This is a genomic window from Roseateles sp. YR242 (assembly GCF_900109745.1).
Classification (GTDB): Bacteria; Pseudomonadota; Gammaproteobacteria; order Burkholderiales; family Burkholderiaceae_C; genus Roseateles.
In genome coordinates, this window is sequence record NZ_FOAV01000003.1 from 42,289 (window position 1) to 62,305 (window position 20,017).

At 65.5% G+C, this 20,017-nt stretch carries 23 protein-coding genes; 3 read left to right on the forward strand and 20 right to left on the reverse strand.

Annotation, left to right across the window (positions count from 1 at the left end; all coding sequences use genetic code 11):
- Nucleotides 1–65 precede the first annotated feature (65 nt).
- Nucleotides 66–1,157 carry a uroporphyrinogen decarboxylase gene (gene hemE / locus BMY53_RS07395; RefSeq protein WP_092945238.1) on the reverse strand — a complete coding sequence of 364 codons (1,092 nt, stop codon included), beginning with the start codon at nt 1,155–1,157 and terminating at the stop codon, nt 66–68.
- A gap of 145 nt (nt 1,158–1,302) precedes the next feature.
- Here hemE and BMY53_RS07400 point away from each other — a divergent pair, with 145 nt between their 5' ends.
- The 3 genes from BMY53_RS07400 to BMY53_RS07410 are packed head-to-tail and all read left to right on the forward strand — an operon-like array spanning nt 1,303 to nt 3,655.
- Nucleotides 1,303–2,082, forward strand: a complete 780-nt coding sequence (locus tag BMY53_RS07400; protein WP_092945885.1) for a LemA family protein — start codon at nt 1,303–1,305, stop codon at nt 2,080–2,082.
- Between the two features lie 11 nt (nt 2,083–2,093).
- The gene (locus BMY53_RS07405) at nt 2,094–3,095 is read left to right on the forward strand and encodes a TPM domain-containing protein (RefSeq protein WP_255370082.1); all 1,002 of its coding nucleotides are present in this window, start codon (nt 2,094–2,096) and stop codon (nt 3,093–3,095) included.
- Nucleotides 3,095–3,655 (forward strand): TPM domain-containing protein, encoded by a 561-nt coding sequence (locus BMY53_RS07410; protein WP_092945239.1) that lies wholly within the window; start codon nt 3,095–3,097, stop codon nt 3,653–3,655. The genes BMY53_RS07405 and BMY53_RS07410 overlap by 1 nt, the downstream gene beginning before the upstream one ends.
- Before the next feature lie 6 nt (nt 3,656–3,661).
- Here the strand turns inward: BMY53_RS07410 and ppk2 are convergent, their stop codons facing one another.
- The 19 genes from ppk2 to BMY53_RS07505 form a co-directional block, all read right to left on the reverse strand.
- Entirely contained in the window at nt 3,662–4,636 is a 975-nt protein-coding gene (ppk2, locus tag BMY53_RS07415) for a polyphosphate kinase 2 (RefSeq protein ID WP_092945240.1), read from the reverse strand.
- Nucleotides 4,637–4,690: 54 nt separating this feature from the next.
- Nucleotides 4,691–5,536 carry a D-hexose-6-phosphate mutarotase gene (locus BMY53_RS07420; RefSeq protein ID WP_092945241.1) on the reverse strand — a complete coding sequence of 282 codons (846 nt, stop codon included), beginning with the start codon at nt 5,534–5,536 and terminating at the stop codon, nt 4,691–4,693.
- Between the two features lie 89 nt (nt 5,537–5,625).
- Entirely contained in the window at nt 5,626–6,414 is a 789-nt protein-coding gene (locus BMY53_RS07425; RefSeq protein WP_255370083.1) for a DUF799 domain-containing protein, read from the reverse strand.
- Between the two features lie 26 nt (nt 6,415–6,440).
- On the reverse strand, nt 6,441–6,905 hold the full coding sequence (locus tag BMY53_RS07430) for a DUF4810 domain-containing protein (protein ID WP_092945242.1): 465 nt from the start codon (nt 6,903–6,905) through the stop codon (nt 6,441–6,443).
- A gap of 11 nt (nt 6,906–6,916) precedes the next feature.
- A complete protein-coding gene (locus tag BMY53_RS07435) occupies nt 6,917–7,606 on the reverse strand; it encodes a CsgG/HfaB family protein (RefSeq protein ID WP_092945243.1) in 690 nt (229 codons plus the stop codon).
- A 292-nt stretch (nt 7,607–7,898) separates the two neighbouring features.
- Nucleotides 7,899–8,318 (reverse strand): F0F1 ATP synthase subunit epsilon, encoded by a 420-nt coding sequence (locus tag BMY53_RS07440; protein WP_092945248.1) that lies wholly within the window; start codon nt 8,316–8,318, stop codon nt 7,899–7,901.
- Between the two features lie 189 nt (nt 8,319–8,507).
- Nucleotides 8,508–9,920 (reverse strand): F0F1 ATP synthase subunit beta, encoded by a 1,413-nt coding sequence (gene atpD / locus BMY53_RS07445; protein ID WP_092945249.1) that lies wholly within the window; start codon nt 9,918–9,920, stop codon nt 8,508–8,510.
- A 53-nt stretch (nt 9,921–9,973) separates the two neighbouring features.
- On the reverse strand, nt 9,974–10,849 hold the full coding sequence (gene atpG, locus BMY53_RS07450) for a F0F1 ATP synthase subunit gamma (protein WP_092945250.1): 876 nt from the start codon (nt 10,847–10,849) through the stop codon (nt 9,974–9,976).
- A 154-nt stretch (nt 10,850–11,003) separates the two neighbouring features.
- Nucleotides 11,004–12,557: a F0F1 ATP synthase subunit alpha gene (gene atpA / locus BMY53_RS07455; protein ID WP_092945251.1), complete on the reverse strand. Its 1,554-nt coding sequence runs from the start codon at nt 12,555–12,557 to the stop codon at nt 11,004–11,006.
- 89 nt (nt 12,558–12,646) lie between these two features.
- On the reverse strand, nt 12,647–13,180 hold the full coding sequence (locus BMY53_RS07460; protein ID WP_092945252.1) for a F0F1 ATP synthase subunit delta: 534 nt from the start codon (nt 13,178–13,180) through the stop codon (nt 12,647–12,649).
- A gap of 2 nt (nt 13,181–13,182) precedes the next feature.
- Entirely contained in the window at nt 13,183–13,653 is a 471-nt protein-coding gene (locus tag BMY53_RS07465; protein WP_092945257.1) for a F0F1 ATP synthase subunit B, read from the reverse strand.
- Nucleotides 13,654–13,690: 37 nt separating this feature from the next.
- Complete coding sequence (gene atpE, locus BMY53_RS07470) at nt 13,691–13,939, reverse strand: F0F1 ATP synthase subunit C (RefSeq protein WP_058933479.1); 249 nt, start codon at nt 13,937–13,939, stop codon at nt 13,691–13,693.
- A 76-nt stretch (nt 13,940–14,015) separates the two neighbouring features.
- The gene (gene atpB / locus BMY53_RS07475; protein ID WP_092945258.1) at nt 14,016–14,894 is read right to left on the reverse strand and encodes a F0F1 ATP synthase subunit A; all 879 of its coding nucleotides are present in this window, start codon (nt 14,892–14,894) and stop codon (nt 14,016–14,018) included.
- A 16-nt stretch (nt 14,895–14,910) separates the two neighbouring features.
- On the reverse strand, nt 14,911–15,471 hold the full coding sequence (locus tag BMY53_RS26690) for an ATP synthase subunit I (RefSeq protein WP_310732103.1): 561 nt from the start codon (nt 15,469–15,471) through the stop codon (nt 14,911–14,913).
- A 135-nt stretch (nt 15,472–15,606) separates the two neighbouring features.
- Nucleotides 15,607–16,587, reverse strand: a complete 981-nt coding sequence (locus BMY53_RS07485) for an SMP-30/gluconolactonase/LRE family protein (protein ID WP_092945259.1) — start codon at nt 16,585–16,587, stop codon at nt 15,607–15,609.
- Between the two features lie 62 nt (nt 16,588–16,649).
- A complete protein-coding gene (locus tag BMY53_RS07490) occupies nt 16,650–17,141 on the reverse strand; it encodes a GNAT family N-acetyltransferase (protein WP_092945260.1) in 492 nt (163 codons plus the stop codon).
- A gap of 143 nt (nt 17,142–17,284) precedes the next feature.
- Entirely contained in the window at nt 17,285–17,884 is a 600-nt protein-coding gene (locus BMY53_RS07495; RefSeq protein ID WP_092945261.1) for a VOC family protein, read from the reverse strand.
- 4 nt (nt 17,885–17,888) lie between these two features.
- Nucleotides 17,889–18,731, reverse strand: coding sequence for a PhzF family phenazine biosynthesis protein (locus BMY53_RS07500; RefSeq protein ID WP_092945262.1), 843 nt, complete (start codon nt 18,729–18,731; stop codon nt 17,889–17,891).
- Nucleotides 18,732–18,770: 39 nt separating this feature from the next.
- Nucleotides 18,771–19,982 (reverse strand): aminotransferase-like domain-containing protein, encoded by a 1,212-nt coding sequence (locus BMY53_RS07505; RefSeq protein WP_092945263.1) that lies wholly within the window; start codon nt 19,980–19,982, stop codon nt 18,771–18,773.
- Nucleotides 19,983–20,017: the final 35 nt, after the last annotated feature.

Genomic DNA, 20,017 nt, shown 5'->3' on the forward strand with positions numbered 1-20,017 from the left:
CGGACCTTCGTCACACCGCAACACCCGTCTCACGCTGCAAGCCTCACCTTGCCCCGCGCCAGGCGTCAAGCCGGCTGACGCAGCAGGCGCGAATGGCGGTGCACCTCATCCACCAGCTCAGCCACATGGTCCGGTGGGGTGAACTGGCTGATGCCATGGCCCAGGTTGAAGATGTGCCCACCCCATTGGCCGTCCGCGCGTTGCGGGCGGCCAAAGCTGTCCAGCACGGCCCGGGCCTGCTCGCGCACCACCGCAGGCGGCGCAAACAGCACGTTGGGGTCGAGGTTGCCCTGGAAGGCCACCTGGTCCTGCGTGCGCTGGCGGGCCTGGGCCAGGTTGACCGTCCAGTCCAGGCCCACCACATCGGCACCGGCCTGGGCGATCTCGTCCAGCCAGAGGCCGCCCCCCTTGGTGAACAGGAGACGCGGAATGCGGCGGCCTTCGTGTTCGGGCTTGAGCTGGGCCAGTACGCGGCGCGAATAGTCCAGGCTGAAGCGCTGGAAGGCGCCATCGGCCAGCACACCGCCCCAGGAGTCGAACACCATCACCGCCTGCGCACCGGCTTCGATCTGCGCATTGAGGTAGGCCGCCACGGCGTCTGCGTTGATGGACAGGATGCGGTGCATCAGGTCCGGGCGGGCGTACATGAGGCTCTTCACATGGCGGTAGTCGTCCGAGCCACCCCCCTCGACCATGTAGCAGGCCAGGGTCCAGGGGCTGCCGGAAAAGCCGATCAGCGGCACGCGACCGTTGAGCGCCTGGCGGATGGAGGTCACGGCGTCGAAGACATAACGCAGGCGCTCCATGTCGGGCACGGCCAGTTCGGCCACGGCGGCTTCATCGCGCACGACCTTGGCGAACTTGGGGCCCTCGCCGGCCGCAAAGCTCAGGCCCAGGCCCATGGCATCCGGCACGGTGAGGATGTCGCTGAACAGGATGGCGGCATCCAGCGGATAACGCTCCAGCGGCTGCAGCGTCACTTCGGTGGCGTAGTCCTTGTTGGTGGCCAGGCCCATGAAGCTGCCGGCGCGTTCACGTGTGGCGCGGTACTCCGGCAGGTAACGGCCCGCCTGCCGCATCAGCCAGACCGGGGTGTAGTCGGTGGGCTGGCGCAGGCATGCGCGCAGGAAGGTGTCGTTCTGAAGGGGGGCGCTCATGCAGGGATTATCCAATGGCCTCATGGGATACTGATTTGCGCCAGGTCACAAGGCCCTGTCTTGAAATCCGGCCGCCGCCCACGATATGCGGCGACACCAGGAGGATTCATCCATGACCCCGTTGTTCAAGCACGCGCCCGCCACCATGAGCCCCACGACTAACGCCACAACCGACCGCCTTGCGACCACCGGTGCTGACCACGGACGGGCAGGTGGATCGACGCACGGCTGGACACGTGGCCTGGCCGGCGCGCTGGTGCTGAGCGCCCCGCTGCTGCTCAGCGGCTGCGGCTACAACGAATTCCAGAACCTGGACGAGCAGGTCAATGCCAGCTGGTCCGAGGTGCTCAGCCAATACCAGCGCCGCAGCGACCTCATCCCCAACATCGTCAACACGGTCAAGGGCGAAGCCAACTTCGAGCAGGAGACCCTGACCCGCGTGGTGGAAGCCCGTGCCAAGGCCACCAGCATCCAGGTGACGCCGGAGCTGGCCCGTGACCCCGAGGCGCTCAAGCGCTTCCAGGCTGCGCAAGGCGAACTCTCCGGCGCGTTGAGCCGTCTGCTGGCGGTGAGTGAGGCCTATCCCACGCTGCAATCCAACCAGGGCTTCCGCGACTTGCGGGTGCAGCTGGAAGGCACGGAAAACCGCATCACCGTGGCCCGCAACCGCTACATCAAGTCGGTGCAGGAGTACAACGGGTTGACGCGCCGCTTCCCCACCAACCTCACGGCCAAGATCTTCAGCTATGAGGTGAAGCCCAACTTCACCGTGCAGAACGAGGCCGCGATCTCGGCGCCGCCCACGGTCAACTTCGACAAGCCCGCCGCACCAGCGCCCGGCACGGGCACCTCCCCTGCACCCTCGCCGGCCCCGGCCTCCGCACCGCTGTCCCTCCCGGCACCTGCGCCCGCCGCCTCGCGTTGAGGACATCCGGTATGCCGCGCGGCTTCGGTTCTTTCGCCACGGTCGGCACGCCGCGGGCCATCACCTGGGTGATGGGCATGATGCTGGTGTTGGGCGCCTTGTTCAGCGCGGCGGCCCACGCCGACGACGTGCTGCCGGTGCCCGCGCTGTCCGGCCGGGTGGTCGACCAGACGTCCACACTGACCGATGCCCAGCGCCAGGCCCTGGACCGCAAGCTGGCAGCCTTCGAACAGGAGGCCGGTCCGCAGATCGTGGTGCTGATGGTGCCGACCACGGCCCCCGAGGACATCGCCGCCTACGCCCAGCGCGTGGGGGACAGCTGGAAGCTCGGCCGCCGTGAGGTGGGCGACGGCCTGCTGATCGTCGTGGCCAAGCAGGACCGGCGCATCAACATTCAGACCGCCAAGGCCCTGGAAGGGGCGGTGCCGGACCTGGCCGCACGCCAGATCATTGAACGCGACATCACGCCGGCTTTCCGGGCCGGTGATTACGCGGGCGGGCTGAACCGCGCGGTGGATGCCCTGCAGGCACGGATTCGTGGGGAACACCTGCCGGCGCCCGCGCCGCGTGGCCACGGCGTGTCCAAGAGCAGCGGTGGTGGTTTCGGTTTTGGTGGCGCGGCGGCGCTGTTCTTCATTGCGGTGCCGCTGGCGGGTGCCTTCCTGACCTCCCTGTTCGGCCGCAAGCTGGGCAGCCTGGCCACCGGCGGCGGCGCGGGTGCCTTGAGCTGGCTGGCCAGCGGTAGCGTGCTGCTCGGCGTTGGCGCGGGCATCGGCTCGTTGTTGCTGGTGGGCTTGCTGGGCATTGGCGCGGCGCGGTCCCGCGGGTTCTCAGGTTCGTCCTCCAGCCTGTACCGTCGCAGCGCGCACCGCTCCGGCGTGTTCGTGCCGCCCATCATCTGGGGCGGCGGCGGGGGTGGCGGCAGCAGCTGGGGTGGCGGTGGCGACGGTGGAGGTTTCTCCTCCGGCGGCGGTGGCGACTTCGGTGGCGGCGGCGCTTCGGGAGATTGGTGATGACGCAGCAGACGCCCCAGCAGCCCGGCCATGGCCAATCGACCGCTTCCGCGCGCCCCTCGCGTCTGGCGCGGCTGTTCCGCCACCGGCTCTGGGATGAAGCAGATGCCCGGCGCGTGCTGCCGGAGGCCGCGTTGACGCGCCTGTCGGGCCGGGTGACGCAGAGTGAGCAGCGCCATGGCGGAGAGATCCGCCTGTGCGTGGAAGCCAGCTTGCCGCTGAGTTACCTGTGGCGCCACGCGCCCGCGCGAGAACGCGCGGTCACCCTGTTTGGCAAGCTCCGGGTCTGGGACACGGAACACAACAATGGCGTGCTGATTTATCTGCTGCTGGCCGAACACGCCATCGAAATTGTGGCGGACCGAGGCTTGAACCTGCGGGTCAGTGCTGCGCAATGGCACACCGTCATCGAGGGTCTGCGCAGTTACTTGCAGGGCGGGCAGTTCGAGCAGGGTTTGATGGAAGCCATACGCGCGGTGGAGGGTCTGCTGGCGGAGCACTTCCCGCCCACGGCGGCACCGCCGCGCAACGAGCTGCCTGACGCGGTGGTGGTGCTCTGAGCGTGCTCAGCGTTTGCTGCCGTTGCGCGAGGATTTGACGGCTGCGCGTTTCATCTCTGCCGCCTGTCCGGCATTCAGTGGCGCCAACGGTGGGAACGGCGCCAACGGCTTTGGTTTGGTCTTGTAGGCCTCACGCTGCGGGGCATGGCCCAGTGGCGGGAATTCAAACTGCTTTTGCGGCACGGACACATCCGGCAGGTGGTCCAGCAGATGGCGGATCAGCGTCAGGCGGCCGCGGCGCTGGTCATTGAAGTCCACCAAGGTCCATGGGGCGTGCTTGTTGTGCGTCGCCTTGAGCATGCGATCGCGCGCGCGGCCATAGTCCTTGTAGTGCTGACGCGCCTGCAGGTCGATCGGAGAGAGCTTCCACTGCTTGAGCGGGTCTTCGGCCCGCTCCGCAAAACGCTCCTCCTGATGGGCCTGGTCCACGGTGAGCCAATACTTGAACAGCAGCAGGCCGTCATCGACCAGCATGCGTTCGAAGATGGGCGCCTGATCCAGAAAGGCCTGGGTCTGGGCCGGGCTGCAGAACCCCATCACCGATTCCACGCCCGCGCGGTTGTACCAGCTGCGGTCGAACAGCACGATCTCACCCGCGGCGGGCAGTTGTGCCACGTAGCGCTGGAAGTACCACTGGCCCTGTTCACGCTCGCTGGGCTTGTCCAGCGCGACGGTGCGGCATTGGCGCGGGTTGAGGGTCTCCGAAATGGCATTGATCACCCCGCCCTTGCCTGCCGTGTCACGCCCTTCGACGATCACCAGCACCCGTCGCCTGGCATGCTGCACCCAGCGCGCCATGGTGTTCAGTTCGATCTGCAGCGGTTCCAGCAGATCCAGGTAGTCGGACTTGGAGAGCTTGGCGGCCGCCAGGTCTTTCGGATCCGCCAGGGCCGCCTGATCCGCCAATTCAGCGGCGGCCCCCGAGTCGTGCTTCCCCTGCTTCTTGCCTTGCTTGTTGCCTTGCTTGTTGCCGTGCCCCATGCCGCGATCCCTTGGTCAGTGGTGTCTCCGCCCCAAGCCTAACGGATCTGTCGCTTACTGCAGCTCCAGCACCTGCATCGCCGCCCAGCTCTCGCCGGGCGCCAGTTCCACCGGGTGCAGCACCTGGGCGGCTTCCACACACAGCATCTGGCGGTAGCCATCGGCCGGCATGTCGCTGAAGGCCGCGCCCTTCTCCTCACCGGGGTTCCAGACCACGACATCGGAAAAGCCTTGCTGGCTGACGCGCAGGCGGCGGTCGGTGTCGCGCAGCATGAGCTCGTCCTTCACCGACATGTAGATGCGGTCGAGCTCGCTGCCATCCAGGCGCAGCAGGTCTTCATGCTGCGTGTGGGCGCGGTTTTCCACCGAGTCCCAGTAGGCCAGGCCGGACAGGCCCTGAAGCGAGGCACTCAGTGAACTCTTCAGCCGCAGATAGGTGTGCAGCGCGGCGGCAAAGGAGAACGGCGTGTCGCCACGGTTCTCGCAGGCCAGCTCCATCTCCAGCGTACGGCCGGTGATGCGCACGCTGATTTCCGCCTCGAAGGCATGCGGCCAGACCATGCGGCTGGCGCCATCGTCCGTTAGGCGCAGCACTGCCAACGCGTCGTCCTTGCCAGACTCGGCGGACACCAGTTGCCAGGGCTTGTTGCGCGCAAAGCCATGCTTTTGCAGCGGGCCCCGCGTGTTGAACTGCGGAAAGATCACCGGCACGCCGCCACGGATGGCCTGGCCCGTGGCAAATGGGCTGGTGGGGGACAGGTAGAGCTGTTCCTCCCCACCGGCGGGCACCCAGGACACCAGGTGCGCCCCGTGCAGCAGCAGCGTGGCGCGTGCGCCATCGGGCGCGGTGAGTTCAATGGCTTCTAGGCCGTGGGCGCGGGAGATGAGGATGGAGCTCATGGCAGATGGGGGCTCATTCTGGCAACGGGTGCGGGACGGACATAAAAAAACCCACCGGAGCCCGGTGGGTTCTTGGCCGGTTGATGGCCTTATTTTCGTTCAGACGCCGGCTTGCGCGGGCCAGGCAGCACACCGTTGGTCGCATGGTCGCTCAACAGCCGCTGGCTGGCGATGCCAGCCACCTGATAACTGCGGTCGGTCAGGTTGTTGGCGATCTGGTCGATCAGTGCCTTGACCAGCAGACCGACGATGCCGGCGTTGTTGCTGTTGTTCTGCTCGGCCGTGGAAGCGATGGCCCTGCCGTCCCAGAGCAGGGTGCCGGTACGCAGGTCCACCAGCCTGGCTTCCATTTCCACCACCGCATCGGCGCTCAGCACCTTGTAGCTGGAGCCGTAGCGCTTGACGGTGACATAGAGGCCAGCGTCCGCGCCGAAGATGTCGCGCAGCTTGGCCTTGTCGATCGCCTGGGCATCCACGGCGTTGTCCACACCGTTGGTGCGCAGGGTCTCGTCCACCAGCGACACGGGCAGCACGTAGTAGCCCGATTCGGCCAGCGGCATGGTCAGCGTGGACAGCACCGCATAGGAAGCCCCCACCTCCGGCGAATCATTCACCGGCGGGAGGATCAGCACCGAGGCCGGCTTGGCCGCCTTGAAGGCGGTGTAGTCGTAGGGCTTGGGCGGGTTGGCACAAGCGGTGAGCACGGCCAGCACGGCGGCGGCGCCGCCCAGGCGCAGGGTGCGGCGCGGCGCCGCGGCCGAGATCGCGGAGATCGACCAGAGTGCGAACGACAGCGCGGACGAGAGCGCGGAGGACAGGGCGGAGGACAGCGCGGACATCATCGACAGGCGCGGCAGAAAACGTTGAAGCATGGTCATGGCAAGTGGTTCCTCACGGGCCGAGGTCATGGCGCCACCGCCGACGCAGCGGCGGTGGTGCTGCCGGAAGCCGCGGCGGCCGAAGCAGCGCCAGGAGCCGGCACCGCGGTCTTGGCGCTTCGCTTCTTCAGCAGCAGGTCGACGTAGGCGGCCGATTCCGGGAACAGCGCGCGTTCTGCGACCAGGTGGGCCTGCGCCGCGTCGTCGTTGCCGACCTTCGCGTACAGCAGCGCCAGATGGCCGTGCAGGCCCGGGGGCGAGGCTTCATTCGCGGCCTTGTTCCTGGCCAGTTGCGCTTCCAGCTTGACGATCTGTTCACCCGCGTTGGCGCCGCTGTTCTTGAAGTAGTCGTACAGGTTGGATTGGTAGCCGTTCCATTGGTAGAGCGGCTTGGCCGGCTGGGCGCAGCCGGTGACGATGGCGCACAGCGCAGCCACCACCAGGGCAGCACCACGCCTGCCCGAGGGCCGGGCAGTGAGGATGTTGATCATGATGCGGGCCCTCAGCGTGCTTGCGGCTTCCACGCGCCGCTGTCCACACCCTGCACCAGGTTGTTGACGGCTTCGCGGATGGCCAGGTCCAGCACCTTGCCGTTGAGGGTGGCGTCGTAGCTGGCGGTGCCGCCGAAACCCACGACTTCACGTGTGGACAGCGTGTATTCACCAGCGCCCTGCACCGAGTAGACGACCTCGGAGGTCTGGCTGTTGACCACGTTCAGCGTGACCTTGGCATAGGCCACTTGTGTCTTGCCGCGGCCCAACACACCGAAGAGTTGCTGGTCGCCGACTTCCTTGCGGCCGAACTCGGTCACGGCACCGGTCACCAGGAAATCCGCGCCCTTGATGGCCAGCGTGCCGGCCTTGTATTTGGCTTCCTGCTGGGCCTCTTCGATGTTGTCCCGGTCCAGCACATTGAAGCGGTTGGATTGCTGCAGATGCGCCAGCAGGATCGACTTGGATTGGCTGCCCAGGCGGTCGACGGCGTCCGCGAACATGCCGCGCATGTAGCTGGAGCGGTTGTCGAACTTGCCAACGGCGATGGGGGCACGGGCGCCCTGGTAGGCGGCGGGTGCGGGTGTGGGACGCGGCACATCGATGGTGCGCGATTGTTCGGTGGCGCAGGCGGACAGGGCCGCGACGGCGAGCGCCAGGGTAGCGCGGCTCCAGTTGGTCTTCAGGATGGTCTTCAGCATGGTGCTCCCTCAAGTACGAGATGCCCCACCCGCCCCGCCTCCGTGGATCGTATGGGTGGCGGTTTGTGGGGATGGTGGATCGGCAGGTCTGTTGACCGATTCGGAGACTGTACCGTGGGCCGCACTGCGTACGGAACATGCAGAGCTTGTTCATTGACCGTCTACATGTGAACCCATTCATGAAAGGCAGGCGACCATGAAAAACGGCAGGACCACGGGGAACGTGGTGCCTGCCGTTCGGGGTGATGGCCACCGTGGTCGTCACCACGGGAGCCTCACCGGCTTGCGGGGTTCAGCGCTTGGCGCGGAACCTCCGCAGTGCGGCGATCTGCGCGGCCATGGCCGCGAATTCGCTTTGTGCCTTGGCGAAGTCGATATCGCTCTTGGCGTTCTTCATTGCGTCCTCGGCGGCCTTTTTGGCGGCTTCGGCGCGGGCCTCGTCCAGGTCCTTGCCGCGGATGGCGGTGTCGGCCAGCACGGTGACCATATCCGGCTGCACTTCCAGCAGGCCGCCGGCCACGAAGACGAACTCTTCTTCGTTGGTATCGGCGCGCTGGATGCGCACGGCACCCGGCTTGATGCGGGTGATCAGGGGGGTGTGCTTGGGCAGGATACCCAGCTCACCGCCCTCGCCCGGGAGCGCCACGAACTTTGCCTCGCCAGAGAAGATCTGCTCTTCCGCCGAGACCACATTCACGTGGATGGTTGCCATCTTGATTCCAATCAATTCGAAAATCCCCAGGACCCGTCTCCAACGTCAGCACAGCTAACTTCCAGAGAGCCAGCCACCGAGGGAAAAAGATTCAGAAAGCAAGCAGACGGTGCGAGGGCCAGGCGCCGCGCGCAGCCGGACTCAAGTCCGGCGAGCACGGCAACGACGCCCTCGCGCCGTATGCGCCGCTTACTGGATCTTTTTCGCTTTTTCGAAGGCTTCGTCGATGGTCCCGACCATGTAGAACGCCTGTTCCGGCAAGTGATCGCATTCGCCGTTCACGATCATCTTGAAACCACGGATGGTTTCCTTCAGCGGAACGTACTTGCCCGGTGCGCCAGTGAACACTTCTGCCACGTGGAACGGCTGCGACAGGAAGCGCTGGATCTTGCGGGCGCGAGCCACGGCCTGCTTGTCTTCCGGCGACAGTTCGTCCATGCCCAGGATGGCGATGATGTCGCGCAGTTCCTTGTAGCGCTGCAGCACGGACTGCACCGCACGGGTGGTGTTGTAGTGCTCTTCGCCAATGACGTTCGGGTCGATCTGACGCGAGGTCGAGTCCAGCGGATCCACAGCCGGGTAGATACCCAGCGAAGCGATGTCACGAGACAGCACAACGGTGGCGTCCAAGTGGGCGAAGGTGGTCGCGGGGGACGGGTCGGTCAAGTCATCCGCAGGCACGTACACGGCCTGGATGGAGGTGATCGAACCGACCTTGGTGGACGTGATCCGCTCTTGCAGACGGCCCATTTCCTCGGCCAGCGTCGGCTGGTAGCCCACGGCGGAAGGCATGCGGCCCAGCAGTGCGGACACTTCGGTACCGGCCAGCGTGTAGCGGTAGATGTTGTCCACGAAGAACAGCACGTCACGGCCTTCGTCACGGAAGGCTTCGGCCATGGTCAGGCCGGTCAGTGCCACGCGCAGACGGTTGCCCGGGGGCTCGTTCATCTGGCCATAGACCATGGCGACCTTCGACTTGCTCAGGTCCTCCTGGTTCACGACGCCGGCATCCGACATTTCATGATAGAAGTCGTTGCCCTCGCGGGTACGCTCGCCGACACCAGCAAACACCGACAGACCCGAGTGAGCCTTGGCGATGTTGTTGATCAGCTCCATCATGTTCACGGTCTTGCCCACGCCGGCGCCACCGAACAGACCCACCTTGCCGCCCTTGGCGAACGGGCAGATCAGGTCGATCACCTTGATGCCGGTTTCCAGCAGCTCTTGCGACGGGCTCAGCTCGTCATAGGCCGGGGCCTTGCGGTGGATCGCGGCGGTCCGTTCGCTGGACACGTCACCGCGTTCATCGATCGGGTTGCCCAGCACGTCCATGATGCGGCCCAGGGTGGCCTGGCCGACCGGCACCTGGATCATGTCGCCGGTGTTGTAGACCTCGGTGCCGCGGCGCAGGCCGTCGGACGAACCCAGCGCAATGGTACGGACCACGCCGTCGCCCAGCTGCTGCTGCACTTCCAGCGTCAGGGCCGAGCCTTCCATCTTGAGGGCGTCGAACACCTTCGGCATGCGGTCGCGCGGGAACTCCACGTCCACCACGGCGCCGATGCACTGAACGATCTTGCCCACCGATTGAGTGTTAGCCATTTTTTCGTTCCTTCAATTCAAATCTTTGCGTTCCAGCGATCAGCCCCGGGGGCTTACCCGCCGATGGCGGCCGCGCCGCTGACGATTTCCGACAGTTCCTTGGTGATCGCGGCCTGGCGGGTCTTGTTGTAGACCAGCTTCAGCTCACCGATCAGGGTGCCGGCGTTATCGGTTGCGGCTTTCATCGCCACCATGCGAGCCGATTGCTCGGACGCCATGTTCTCGGCCACGGCCTGATAGACCAGGGCTTCGGTGTAGCGCACCAGCAGCTCGTTGATGACCGTCGGCGCATCCGGCTCGTAGAGGTAGTCCCATGCGTGACCGGCGGCGTCCGTCTCCAGCGACTCGGGCGTCAGGGGCAGCAATTGCAGCACCACTGGCTCCTGCTTCATCGTGTTGATGAAGCGCGTGTAGCAGAGATAAACAGCCGAGAGCCTGCCTTCCGCGTAAGCGTCCAGCAGCGTCTTCACCGGGCCGACGAGGCGCTCCAGCTGCGGGCTGTCGCCCAGCTGCGTGGCATGCGCGACGACCTTGGCGCCGATGCGGTTCATGAAACCGAGACCCTTGTTGCCGATCGCGACCACTTCCGACTTCTGACCCGCGACCTCCAGCTCCTTGAGCTTGTTGGTCGTGGCGCGAAGCAGGTTGGTGTTGAGACCACCGCACAGGCCTTTGTCCGTCGTGACCACCACGAAACCAGCCGTCCGGGCCTCGGTATTCGCCACCATGAAGGGGTGACGGAATTCCGGGTTGGCCTTGGACAGATTGGCCGCGATGTTGCCGACCTTCTCGGCGTACGGGCGAGCCGCGCGCATCCGATCCTGCGCCTTGCGCATTTTCGAAGCCGCGACCATTTCCATGGCCTTGGTGATCTTGCGGGTGTTCTCGACCGACTTGATCTTGCCGCGAATTTCCTTGCCTGCTGCCATGATTTCTCCTTTTAGTTCCCCGACAAGGCCGCATTGCTACGGCTGGAGCGCCCGGCCCGACCCATCCAGTGGCGCCCATGGCACTGGCTCTGCCAGGCCATCGGGTGCGCCCCCTGGAGGAGGACGTGCGAAGCGCGTCGGGGGTGGGTCATGTTCAGGCGAAGGACTTCTTGAAGGAAGTGATCGCAGCGTTCAGCTCGGCTTCAGCGTCCTTGTCCATCGCCTTGTCGTTCTCCAGCTTTTGCAGCAGAGCGCCATGCGAGGTTTTCAGGAACTGATGCAGACCATGCTCGAACGGCAGGACCTTCTTGACGTCGATGTCGTCCATGAAGCCCTTGTTCGCGGCGTACAGCGACGCACCCATCAGGCTGATGGGCAGCGGCGAGTATTGGGGCTGCTTCAGCAGTTCCGTCACGCGGGCACCACGGTCGAGCTGCTTGCGGGTCGCGGCGTCCAGGTCGGAAGCGAACTGCGCGAAGGCAGCCAGCTCACGGTACTGGGCCAGGTCGGTACGGATACCGCCGGACAGCGACTTGATCAGCTTGGTCTGGGCCGCACCACCGACGCGCGACACCGAGATACCGGCGTTGATCGCGGGACGGATACCGGCGTTGAACAGGTTGGTTTCCAGGAAGATCTGGCCGTCGGTGATCGAGATCACGTTGGTCGGCACGAAGGCGGACACGTCGCCAGCCTGGGTTTCGATGATGGGCAGCGCCGTCAGCGAACCCGTCTTGCCCTTGACCTCACCCTTGGTGAAGGCTTCCACGTACTCGCCGTTCACACGGGCGGCACGCTCCAGCAGACGGCTGTGGAGATAGAACACGTCGCCGGGGAATGCTTCGCGGCCCGGGGGACGACGCAGCAGCAGCGAGACCTGGCGGTAGGCCACGGCCTGCTTGGACAGATCGTCATAAACGATCAGGGCGTCCTGGCCACGGTCACGGAAGTATTCGCCCATCGTGCAGCCGGAGTAGGCCGACACGTATTGCATCGCCGCCGATTCAGACGCCGAGGCGGCCACGACGATGGTGTACTCCATCGCACCGGCCTGTTCCAGAGCACGCACCACGTTCTTGATCGACGAAGCCTTCTGGCCGATCGCGACGTAGACGCAGGTCATGTTCTGACCCTTCTGGCTGATGATGGCGTCGATGGCCACGGCGGTCTTGCCGGTCTGGCGGTCACCGATGATCAGCTCGCGCTGGCCACGGCCGACCGGCACCATCGCGTCGATGGACTTCAGACCGGTCTGCACCGGCTGGTCCACGGACTGACGTGCGATCACGCCGGGCGCGACCTTTTCGATCACGTCCGTCAGCTTGGCGTTGATGGGACCCTTGCCGTCGATCGGCTGGCCCAGGGCGTTCACCACACGGCCGATCAGCTCGGGGCCGACCGGCACTTCCAGGATGCGGCCCGTGCACTTGACGGTGTCGCCTTCCACGATGTGCTCGTAGGCACCCAGGATCACGGCGCCCACGGAGTCGCGTTCGAGGTTCAGCGCCAGGCCGAAGGTCTGGCTGCCGTCAGCGGCAGCCGGGAACTCCAGCATTTCGCCTTGCATCACATCGGACAGGCCGTGCACGCGCACGATGCCGTCCGACACGGACACCACGGTGCCCTGGTTGCGGACGTCAGTCGAAGCGCCCAGGCCTTCGATGCGGCTCTTGATGAGTTCGGAAATTTCAGCAGGATTCAGTTGCATTGCTTGCTCCCATCGGCAACCTGCCTAGGCAGGTCACCCGGGTGAATCGGGGGGATCTTGGCAGTCGGGCTGTTCCTGAGGCCAAGGCCTCAGGCGGTCAGCGCCACTTTCATGCGTTCCAGACGGGCCTTCACCGAGGTGTCCAGCACCTCGTCGCCGACCACCACTCGGATACCGCCGATCAGGCCAGGCTCCAGCTCAACATTGGCTTGCAGCTTGCGACCGAAGCGCTTCTCCAGCGTCGCCACCACTTCGGCCAGCTGGGCTGGTTCGATGGGGTAGGCGCTGTAGATGTGCGCATCGGCCACGCCGGAAGCCGCGTTGGCCAGGTCGTGGAACTGCTGGACCATCGCCGGCAGCGCCGCCAGGCGGCCGTGGGTGATCACTTCACGAAGGAAGTTCTGCACACCGGCCAGCGGTTGCAGCTTCGCCGCGGAGGTCATCACCTGATAGACCTGGTCGGGATTGACCTTGGGGTCTTCGGCAAACTGGCGCAGCGCGCTGTCCTGGGCCACCATGGCCAGTGCAGCGAGTTGCTCCTGCCAGGCCTTGGTGTCCTGACGAGAGGCCACCTGGAACAGCGCCTCGGCGTAGGGACGGGCAATGGTTGCGAGTTCAGCCATGATTACAGCTCCGTCTTCAGACGGTTCAGCAATTCGGCGTGCACGCTGGCATTGACCTCGCGCTGCAGGATCTGTTCGGCACCCTTGACGGCCAGCGCGGCGACCTGCTCGCGCAGGGCCTCACGGGCACGCACCGACTGCTGCTCGGCGTCAGCCTTGGCAGCAGCAATGATCTTGGCAGCTTCGTCTTCCGCGCGCTTCTTCGCCTCGTCCACGATCGCCACGCCGCGCTTTTCAGCGTCGGACAGCAGCTTGGTGGATTCGTTGCGGGTCTGGGCCAGTTGCTCGTCGACCTTCTTGTTGGCCGAGGCCAGTTCGGCCTTGGCCTGGTCAGCGGCAGCGAGGCCGGCACGGATCTTTTCCGCACGCTCGTCCAGCGCCTTCACGATCGGCGGCCAGATGAACCGCATCGTGATGAGCACGAGGATGATGAACGGGATCCACTGAATGAACAGGCTTGCGTTGATATTCACGGCACGATCCTTTCAGTCGTGAAAGGTTCGAGGGAAATCAGCGCAGCACGAACGGGTTGGCGAACGCGAACAGCAGAGCGATAGCCACGCCGATCAGGAAAGCGGCGTCGATCAGACCAGCCAGAATGAACATCTTGGTTTGCAGTTCGTTCATCAGCTCGGGTTGACGAGCCGACGACTCCAGGAACTTGCCGCCCATCAGCGCGATGCCGATGGAAGCGCCGATCGCGCCCAGACCAACGATGATGCCGCAAGCCAGAGCGACCAGACCGAGGATGTTTTCCATGTTTTGCTCCTGAGAGAGTTAGATAAAAAAGAAAAGGGAAAGGGAACGAGAGAGAAAGCTGCCGGGGTCCGCCGGATCAGTGCGCGTCGTGCGCCTGGCCCAGGTAGATCAGCGTCAGCATCATGAAGATGAAGGCCTGCAGCGTGATCACGAGGATGTGGAACAGCGTCCAGACCGTGCCCGCCAGGACGTGGCCGATAGCCAGGCCGATGCCGGTGCCAGTCAGGGCCCAGCCGCCGCCCATCAGGGCGATCAGCATGAACACAAGTTCGCCGGCAAACATGTTGCCGAACAGTCGCATGCCATGAGACACCGTCTTGGCGATGAACTCGATGATCTGCATCAGGAAGTTGAAGGGCCACAGCAGGAAGTGGTCGCCGAACGGGGCGGCGATCAGTTCATGGCCCCAGCCGCCGAGGCCCTTGATCTTGATGTTGTAGAAGAAGCACAACAGCAGGATGAAGGTGGACATGCCCAGGGTGGTGGACAGGTCGGCGGTGGGCACCACACGCATGTAGGCGTGGTGGGCGTCATGGCCGGTGGAGGCGACATAGCCGGTCCAGGCGGACGGCAGGAAGTCCACCGGCAGCATGTCCATGGCATTCATGAAGAAGATCCACAGGAACACGGTCAGGGCCAGCGGGCCGACAAAGCGGCGGCTCTTCTCGTTGTGGATCAGCGCCTTGGCCTGGTTGTCGACCATTTCGACCAGGATTTCGACGGCAGCCTGGAAGCGACCCGGCACCCCGGCATGAGCCTTGCGTGCCACACGCCACAGGATGAACACGGCCAGCAGGCCGAGCACCGAGGTATAGAGCAGCGAGTCGAAATTGAAAACGCTGAAATCGACCGGACCCACCTGCTTCGCGTTCTCGAACGCGAAGTTCTTCTGCCAATGCTGCAAGTGGTGGGTGATGTACTCACCGGAGGTCGGCGCGTGTCCTTCTGCTGCCATGGTTGCTTTTCCGTCGCTATTTTCTGATTCGACCCTGCCGAAGCAGGGCCAGCCAATTTGCCTTCAGGCACACCACCATGGCGGTCAGCAATGCTGGCCAGCTCAAGGCGGGGTACCGCAGGACGACCGCCACCAGGATGGCGACCGCCACGATCATCTTGATCAGCTCCCACACCATGAACGCCAGCACCGCGCTACCTGCATTCATGGCCGATCGCCGTGTGGTTCCCCACGCCATCAAGGCGCCGGGCACCACCACCGAGCCAGCGCCAAACAGCGCCGACCAGGCTTTGCTGCCTTCCTGGGTCAACAACCCCCACAAGGCAACCATCACCACACCAGCCACCACCTGCCAGCCCACAAGAACCCATGGGGACAGGACGGGAAGCCGGGCCCTCAGCGCCGCCGCCTCTTCGGGAGACAGGGGCTTGAAAGCCTGTTCGCCGTCCGCATCTTCCTCGGGTGAGTCGTCCCAAGCGGTGCGCGATGCATTCCGTGAGTGCCGGCCGACGCCTGTGGGGTCGGTACGGTCAATGGAATGCCTGGGCGCTGGCACACGCGCGGGGTCGGGGGTCACAGCTACAAGGGGGCAGGCGGCAAAACCCCGAGAGTATATGTGGTTTGTGCTTACCGCCCCTTAACAGAGCCAGTCATGCGGCATCACGCACGAACTTGACAGCGCGTGCGATCCGCGACTAGGAGGCCCCCGCGCCTATTCCAGCCGGGCGAAATTGACCGGAAGCCCGGCCACCGGCACGCGCAGTTTCAGCACGCACCCTGCCCAAGGTTGGGTCGCCAATTCCTCGGCGCTGCGCTTTTCTCGTGCAGTGGTCACAAAAAGCGTGCGCAGGTCCGCGCCACCAAACGCCGGCATGGTGATGCACCTCACTGGCAAGGGGATGGTCTGCAGCAGCTCGCCTTGTGGGGAGAAGCGCAGCAACTGCTGGCCTTCCATCATCGCCACCCAGTAGCCACCCTCCACATCCACGGCGGCGCCATCCGGCCGGCCGCCATAGGTCTGCAGCGGCTGACCTTCGGCCCGAGGCGGGAAACCCACAAACGGGCGGCGTTCGCCCAAGCTGCCGGATTTCTGATCGAAGTCGAACTGATAAACCTCATGGGCCTTGGTGTCCGACCAATACATCGTGCCGCCCTCCGGGCTCCAGGCCAGGCCGTTGGACGTGGTGATGCCGTCCTGCATGAGTTCGAAGCGGCCATCGCGGTAGCAATACAACGCGGACACCGGCTGGCGTGCATCGTCGATGGTGCCGACCCACAGGCGGCCTTGCGCGTCCGCCTTGCCGTCATTGAAGCGGCGCTTGGTGCTGTCGTAGGGGGCGTCGGCCAGCAGCACGTAGTGGCCGCTGTCCGGGTTGAAGCGCCACAGGCCGTTGCGCTGGGCCAGCAGCAGGCCGCCCTGCGCCAGCGGCGCGATGCAGCCGGGCTCGCTGTTCAAGTCCCAGCGCTGCGGAGCGGCATCACCCTCGAACCATCGCAACAACGCGTGCCCGGGAATGTCCAGGTAGTAGAGGCACTGCTCCTGTGGATGCCAGAACGGCGACTCGCCGAGCAGGGCCGGCGTCAAGGACGCGGGCTCGATCTGGAACAGGGACTCGTTGAAGGCGGATGGCGCCGTGGCGGGCGCAGCGGCGGGAGAGGTCGATGGGGAGGATGTGGAGGTGGGGGTCGGCATCCCGCGATGCTATGCCCGTAACTGCAGGAAACCCAGCTCGCCGCCAAAATCCCGCCCGCGCCTCAAGCCAGATCGACCTTCAGGTAGTGCGCCCCGGCAATCGGATTGAAGTAGTACGGCGGGATTTCCTGGAAGCCCAGGCTCTCGTAGAGCTCGCGTGCGGCTTCCATGTCGTCCAGCGTGTCCAACAGCATGCTGGAGTAGCCGGCGCTGGTGGCGCGCTCGATCAATGCATCCGCCAGCGTGCGGCCCAGGCCGAAGCTGCGGAAGGCGGGCCGCACAAACAGCCGCTTCATCTCGCAGGCGTTGGCATAGTCGCTGTCGGCCAGCGGCCGGAAGCCGCCGCAGCCCGCCACCCGGCCGTCCACCAGGGCCAGCACCAGCGCACCTTGTGGCCCGGCATATTCGCCAGGCAGGGTCCGCAGCTCCTCATCGAAGTTCTGGAAGTCCAGGTCGATCTTCAGGCTCTGCGCGTATTCATGAATGATCTGCCGGGCTTCTTCCCACAACGCGGGCGAATCCGGACAGATCAAGGCTATCTCTGGGGTATCCACGGCCGAAGTTTATCCAGCACCGCGGCGCCTTGTCAGTCGGCATTTGGAGAGATGCCCCCAGGGCTTCCCCTGGGAGGCAAGGACTGGCGCCAGCATGGCCTCGGTCCGGCCTGTCACCGGAGCCTGGGACATGCCGCAGCGGCTCAGTCCAGTGTGGCCTCGATCGCCTGCAGGTCCACCTCGCCCTTGGGCGTGGACAGACGGGCGCTGAGCCCGTCGCGCGCATCGATGGTGTCGAGTTGCACGCCGCTGGGCGGCAGCTTGTCAGTCGGGTGGCCGGTGCCGCTCCATTCGATGGGGGTGGGCAGGCCTTCCTTGCGCAGGCGGCGGCCGTCCTCGCGCAGCGCCAGGCGCCAGCGCATGTCGCCGCGCGACCCCTCTACCGGCTGCCCGGCATCCACGCCCTCACCCTGCCAGTAGGCCAGCGCGGCATCGAGATTGGGAACGCGTGCCACCCAGTGCAGCAACCCCGGGCCCTCCTTCAGGCGCGCCTGCACGGCGGGCTGGTCCAGATCGAACCAGCGTGCCCGCGCCGGCTGGGGTGCGGATGGGTCGATGGCAATGATTTCCAGATAGCAGCGCGGGTAATTCGGCGCGCTGATGTTCAGCAACAGGTTGTGCGTGCCCATCCAGGCGTGCTGGCCGCCGGGCTGGGGTGACACGCCCAACACCTGTTCGCACCACTGACGCCCCTCCTCCAGGGTGTTCGCAGCAATGACGAGATGATCAACTTCCATGCTCATGGTTTCACAACCTCACCTGACCGTGGATCAATGGCGTCACATCGCCGCCAATCCAGCAATGTGCACCCTCCCGCGCCACATGAACCCGACCGGCACGCCCCAAGGCGGCGCCCTGGGCGGCCACATAGCTGTCGGGCGCCAGACCGGCGCCCTGCAGCCATAGTGCCAGACCTGCGTTGAGGCTGCCGGTGACCGGGTCTTCCGGCACCCCCAGCGTCGGCACGAAGGCCCTGACTTCGAATTGCTGCGGCGAACCCGGAGGATACGCGCCAACGACACCCAGCTTGAGCCCCTTCATGACATTGAAGTCAGGATCCAGGGACAGCACTGCGTCGGCCGATTGCAGACGGGCGGCCATCCAGCCCGGGCCGTTGTCCACCCAGACCAGATCCACCAGCGCAGCCGCCTCGATCCGCAGCGATTGCAACACCTGCGCACGCAGGGCCGGCTCCTCCACCGGCCCCTGCCGGCGCAGCGGCGGCGCGGCAAAGGCCAGGCGTGCACCGTCCCGGCGGATGCGCACCAAGCCGATGGCGCATTCCTGCACCACCTCGCCCGGCTTCTTCGGGTCGCCACCACTGGCCAGCCAGGCATGGGCCGAGCCCAGCGTGGGGTGGCCCGCGAAGGGCAGTTCCCCACCGGGCGTGAAGATACGGACGCGATAGTCCGCCGCGGCATCTGTGGGCGGCAGCAAGAAGGTGGTCTCCGACAGATTGGTCCAGCGGGCAAACGCGGCCATCTGCGCCTGCGACAGGCCCGCGCCGTCCACCACCACCGCCAGCGGGTTGCCCTTGAGCGGCTGCTGCGTGAAGACATCGACCTGGACGAAACGGCGCAATTCAGACATGGAGACCTCCCGGTGTGATTCCGTCCGTGATCCCTTCGCTCACGGCGTGGGTGCCTCAGCCATCGCCAGGGCCTCGTGCAGCACCCGGCCGAGCTTCTCGACACCTTCACGGATGAGCGCCGGCGTGAGGGTCACGAAGGACAGTCGCAGCGTGCGTGGATCGGGTTGATGTGCATAGAAGGCGGCGCCCGGCACGTACGCCACGCCCGCGTCCACGGCACGGGGTAGCAAGGCCATGGCATCCAGCCCCTCGGGCAGGCGGATCCAGAAGAACATGCCTCCCTCAGGGCTGCGCCAATCGCAACCGGCCGGCAGATGCTCGCGCAGCGCTTCGGCCATGGCATCCCGGTTGGCCTTGTAAAGCGCGCGGATGCGGGGCACGTGCGTGTCCAGGAAGCCGTCCTTCACCACCTCATGCACCACCCGCTGGTTGAAGCCAGGCGTGTGCAGGTCTGCAGCCTGCTTGGCCTGCAGCAGCTTCGGATACAGCTCGGTCGGCGCAATCATGTAGCCCAGCCGGAAGCCCGGTGTGAGCACCTTGGAGAAGGAGCCCAGGTAGATGCTGCCTTCCGGCCAGAGCGAGCTGAGGGACGGTGGCGGGGGCTGGTCGAACCAGAGGTCGCCATAGGGGTTGTCCTCCACCACCGGGACGCCCGCGCGGCGTGAAGCCTCCATCACGGCTTCACGCCGCGCCTGGCTCATCACCCGGCCGGTCGGGTTCTGGTAGTTGGGCAGCAGATAGCTGAAGCGGGTGCCCGGCGCGTCATGCGGCAAGGCTTCGATGGCCGAGGGCAGCGGCCCCTCGTCATCACTCTCCAGGCTGGCAAACAGCGGCTCGTACGGGGTGAAGGCCTGCAGCGCACCGAGATAGGTCGGCGTCTCCACGGCCACGGGCGCACCCACATCACACAGCAGCTTGCCCACCAGGTCCAGGCCCTGCTGGGAACCACTGGTGACCAGCACCTGGTCCGGCGTGACTCGCAGCCCGAGCAAGGTCACGCGCTGCGCCACCCATTCGCGCAGCGGTGCGTAGCCTTCGCTGGCAGCGTATTGCAGTGCCTCCCTGGACTGCTGGCCCAGTACCCGATCACAGGCGGCCTGGATGGCCTCGACCGGGAAGGTGTCGGCAGACGGCAGGCCGCCCGCCATGGACAGGATGCCCGGCTTCTCGGTGACCTTGAGAATCTCTCGGATGATGGACGGGTTCATGCGCGCGGCGCGGCGAGCTTGCGTCCAGGGGCTGCGGTTCATGGAAAGTCTCCGACTTCAAAAAAGTGCGGGCGCGG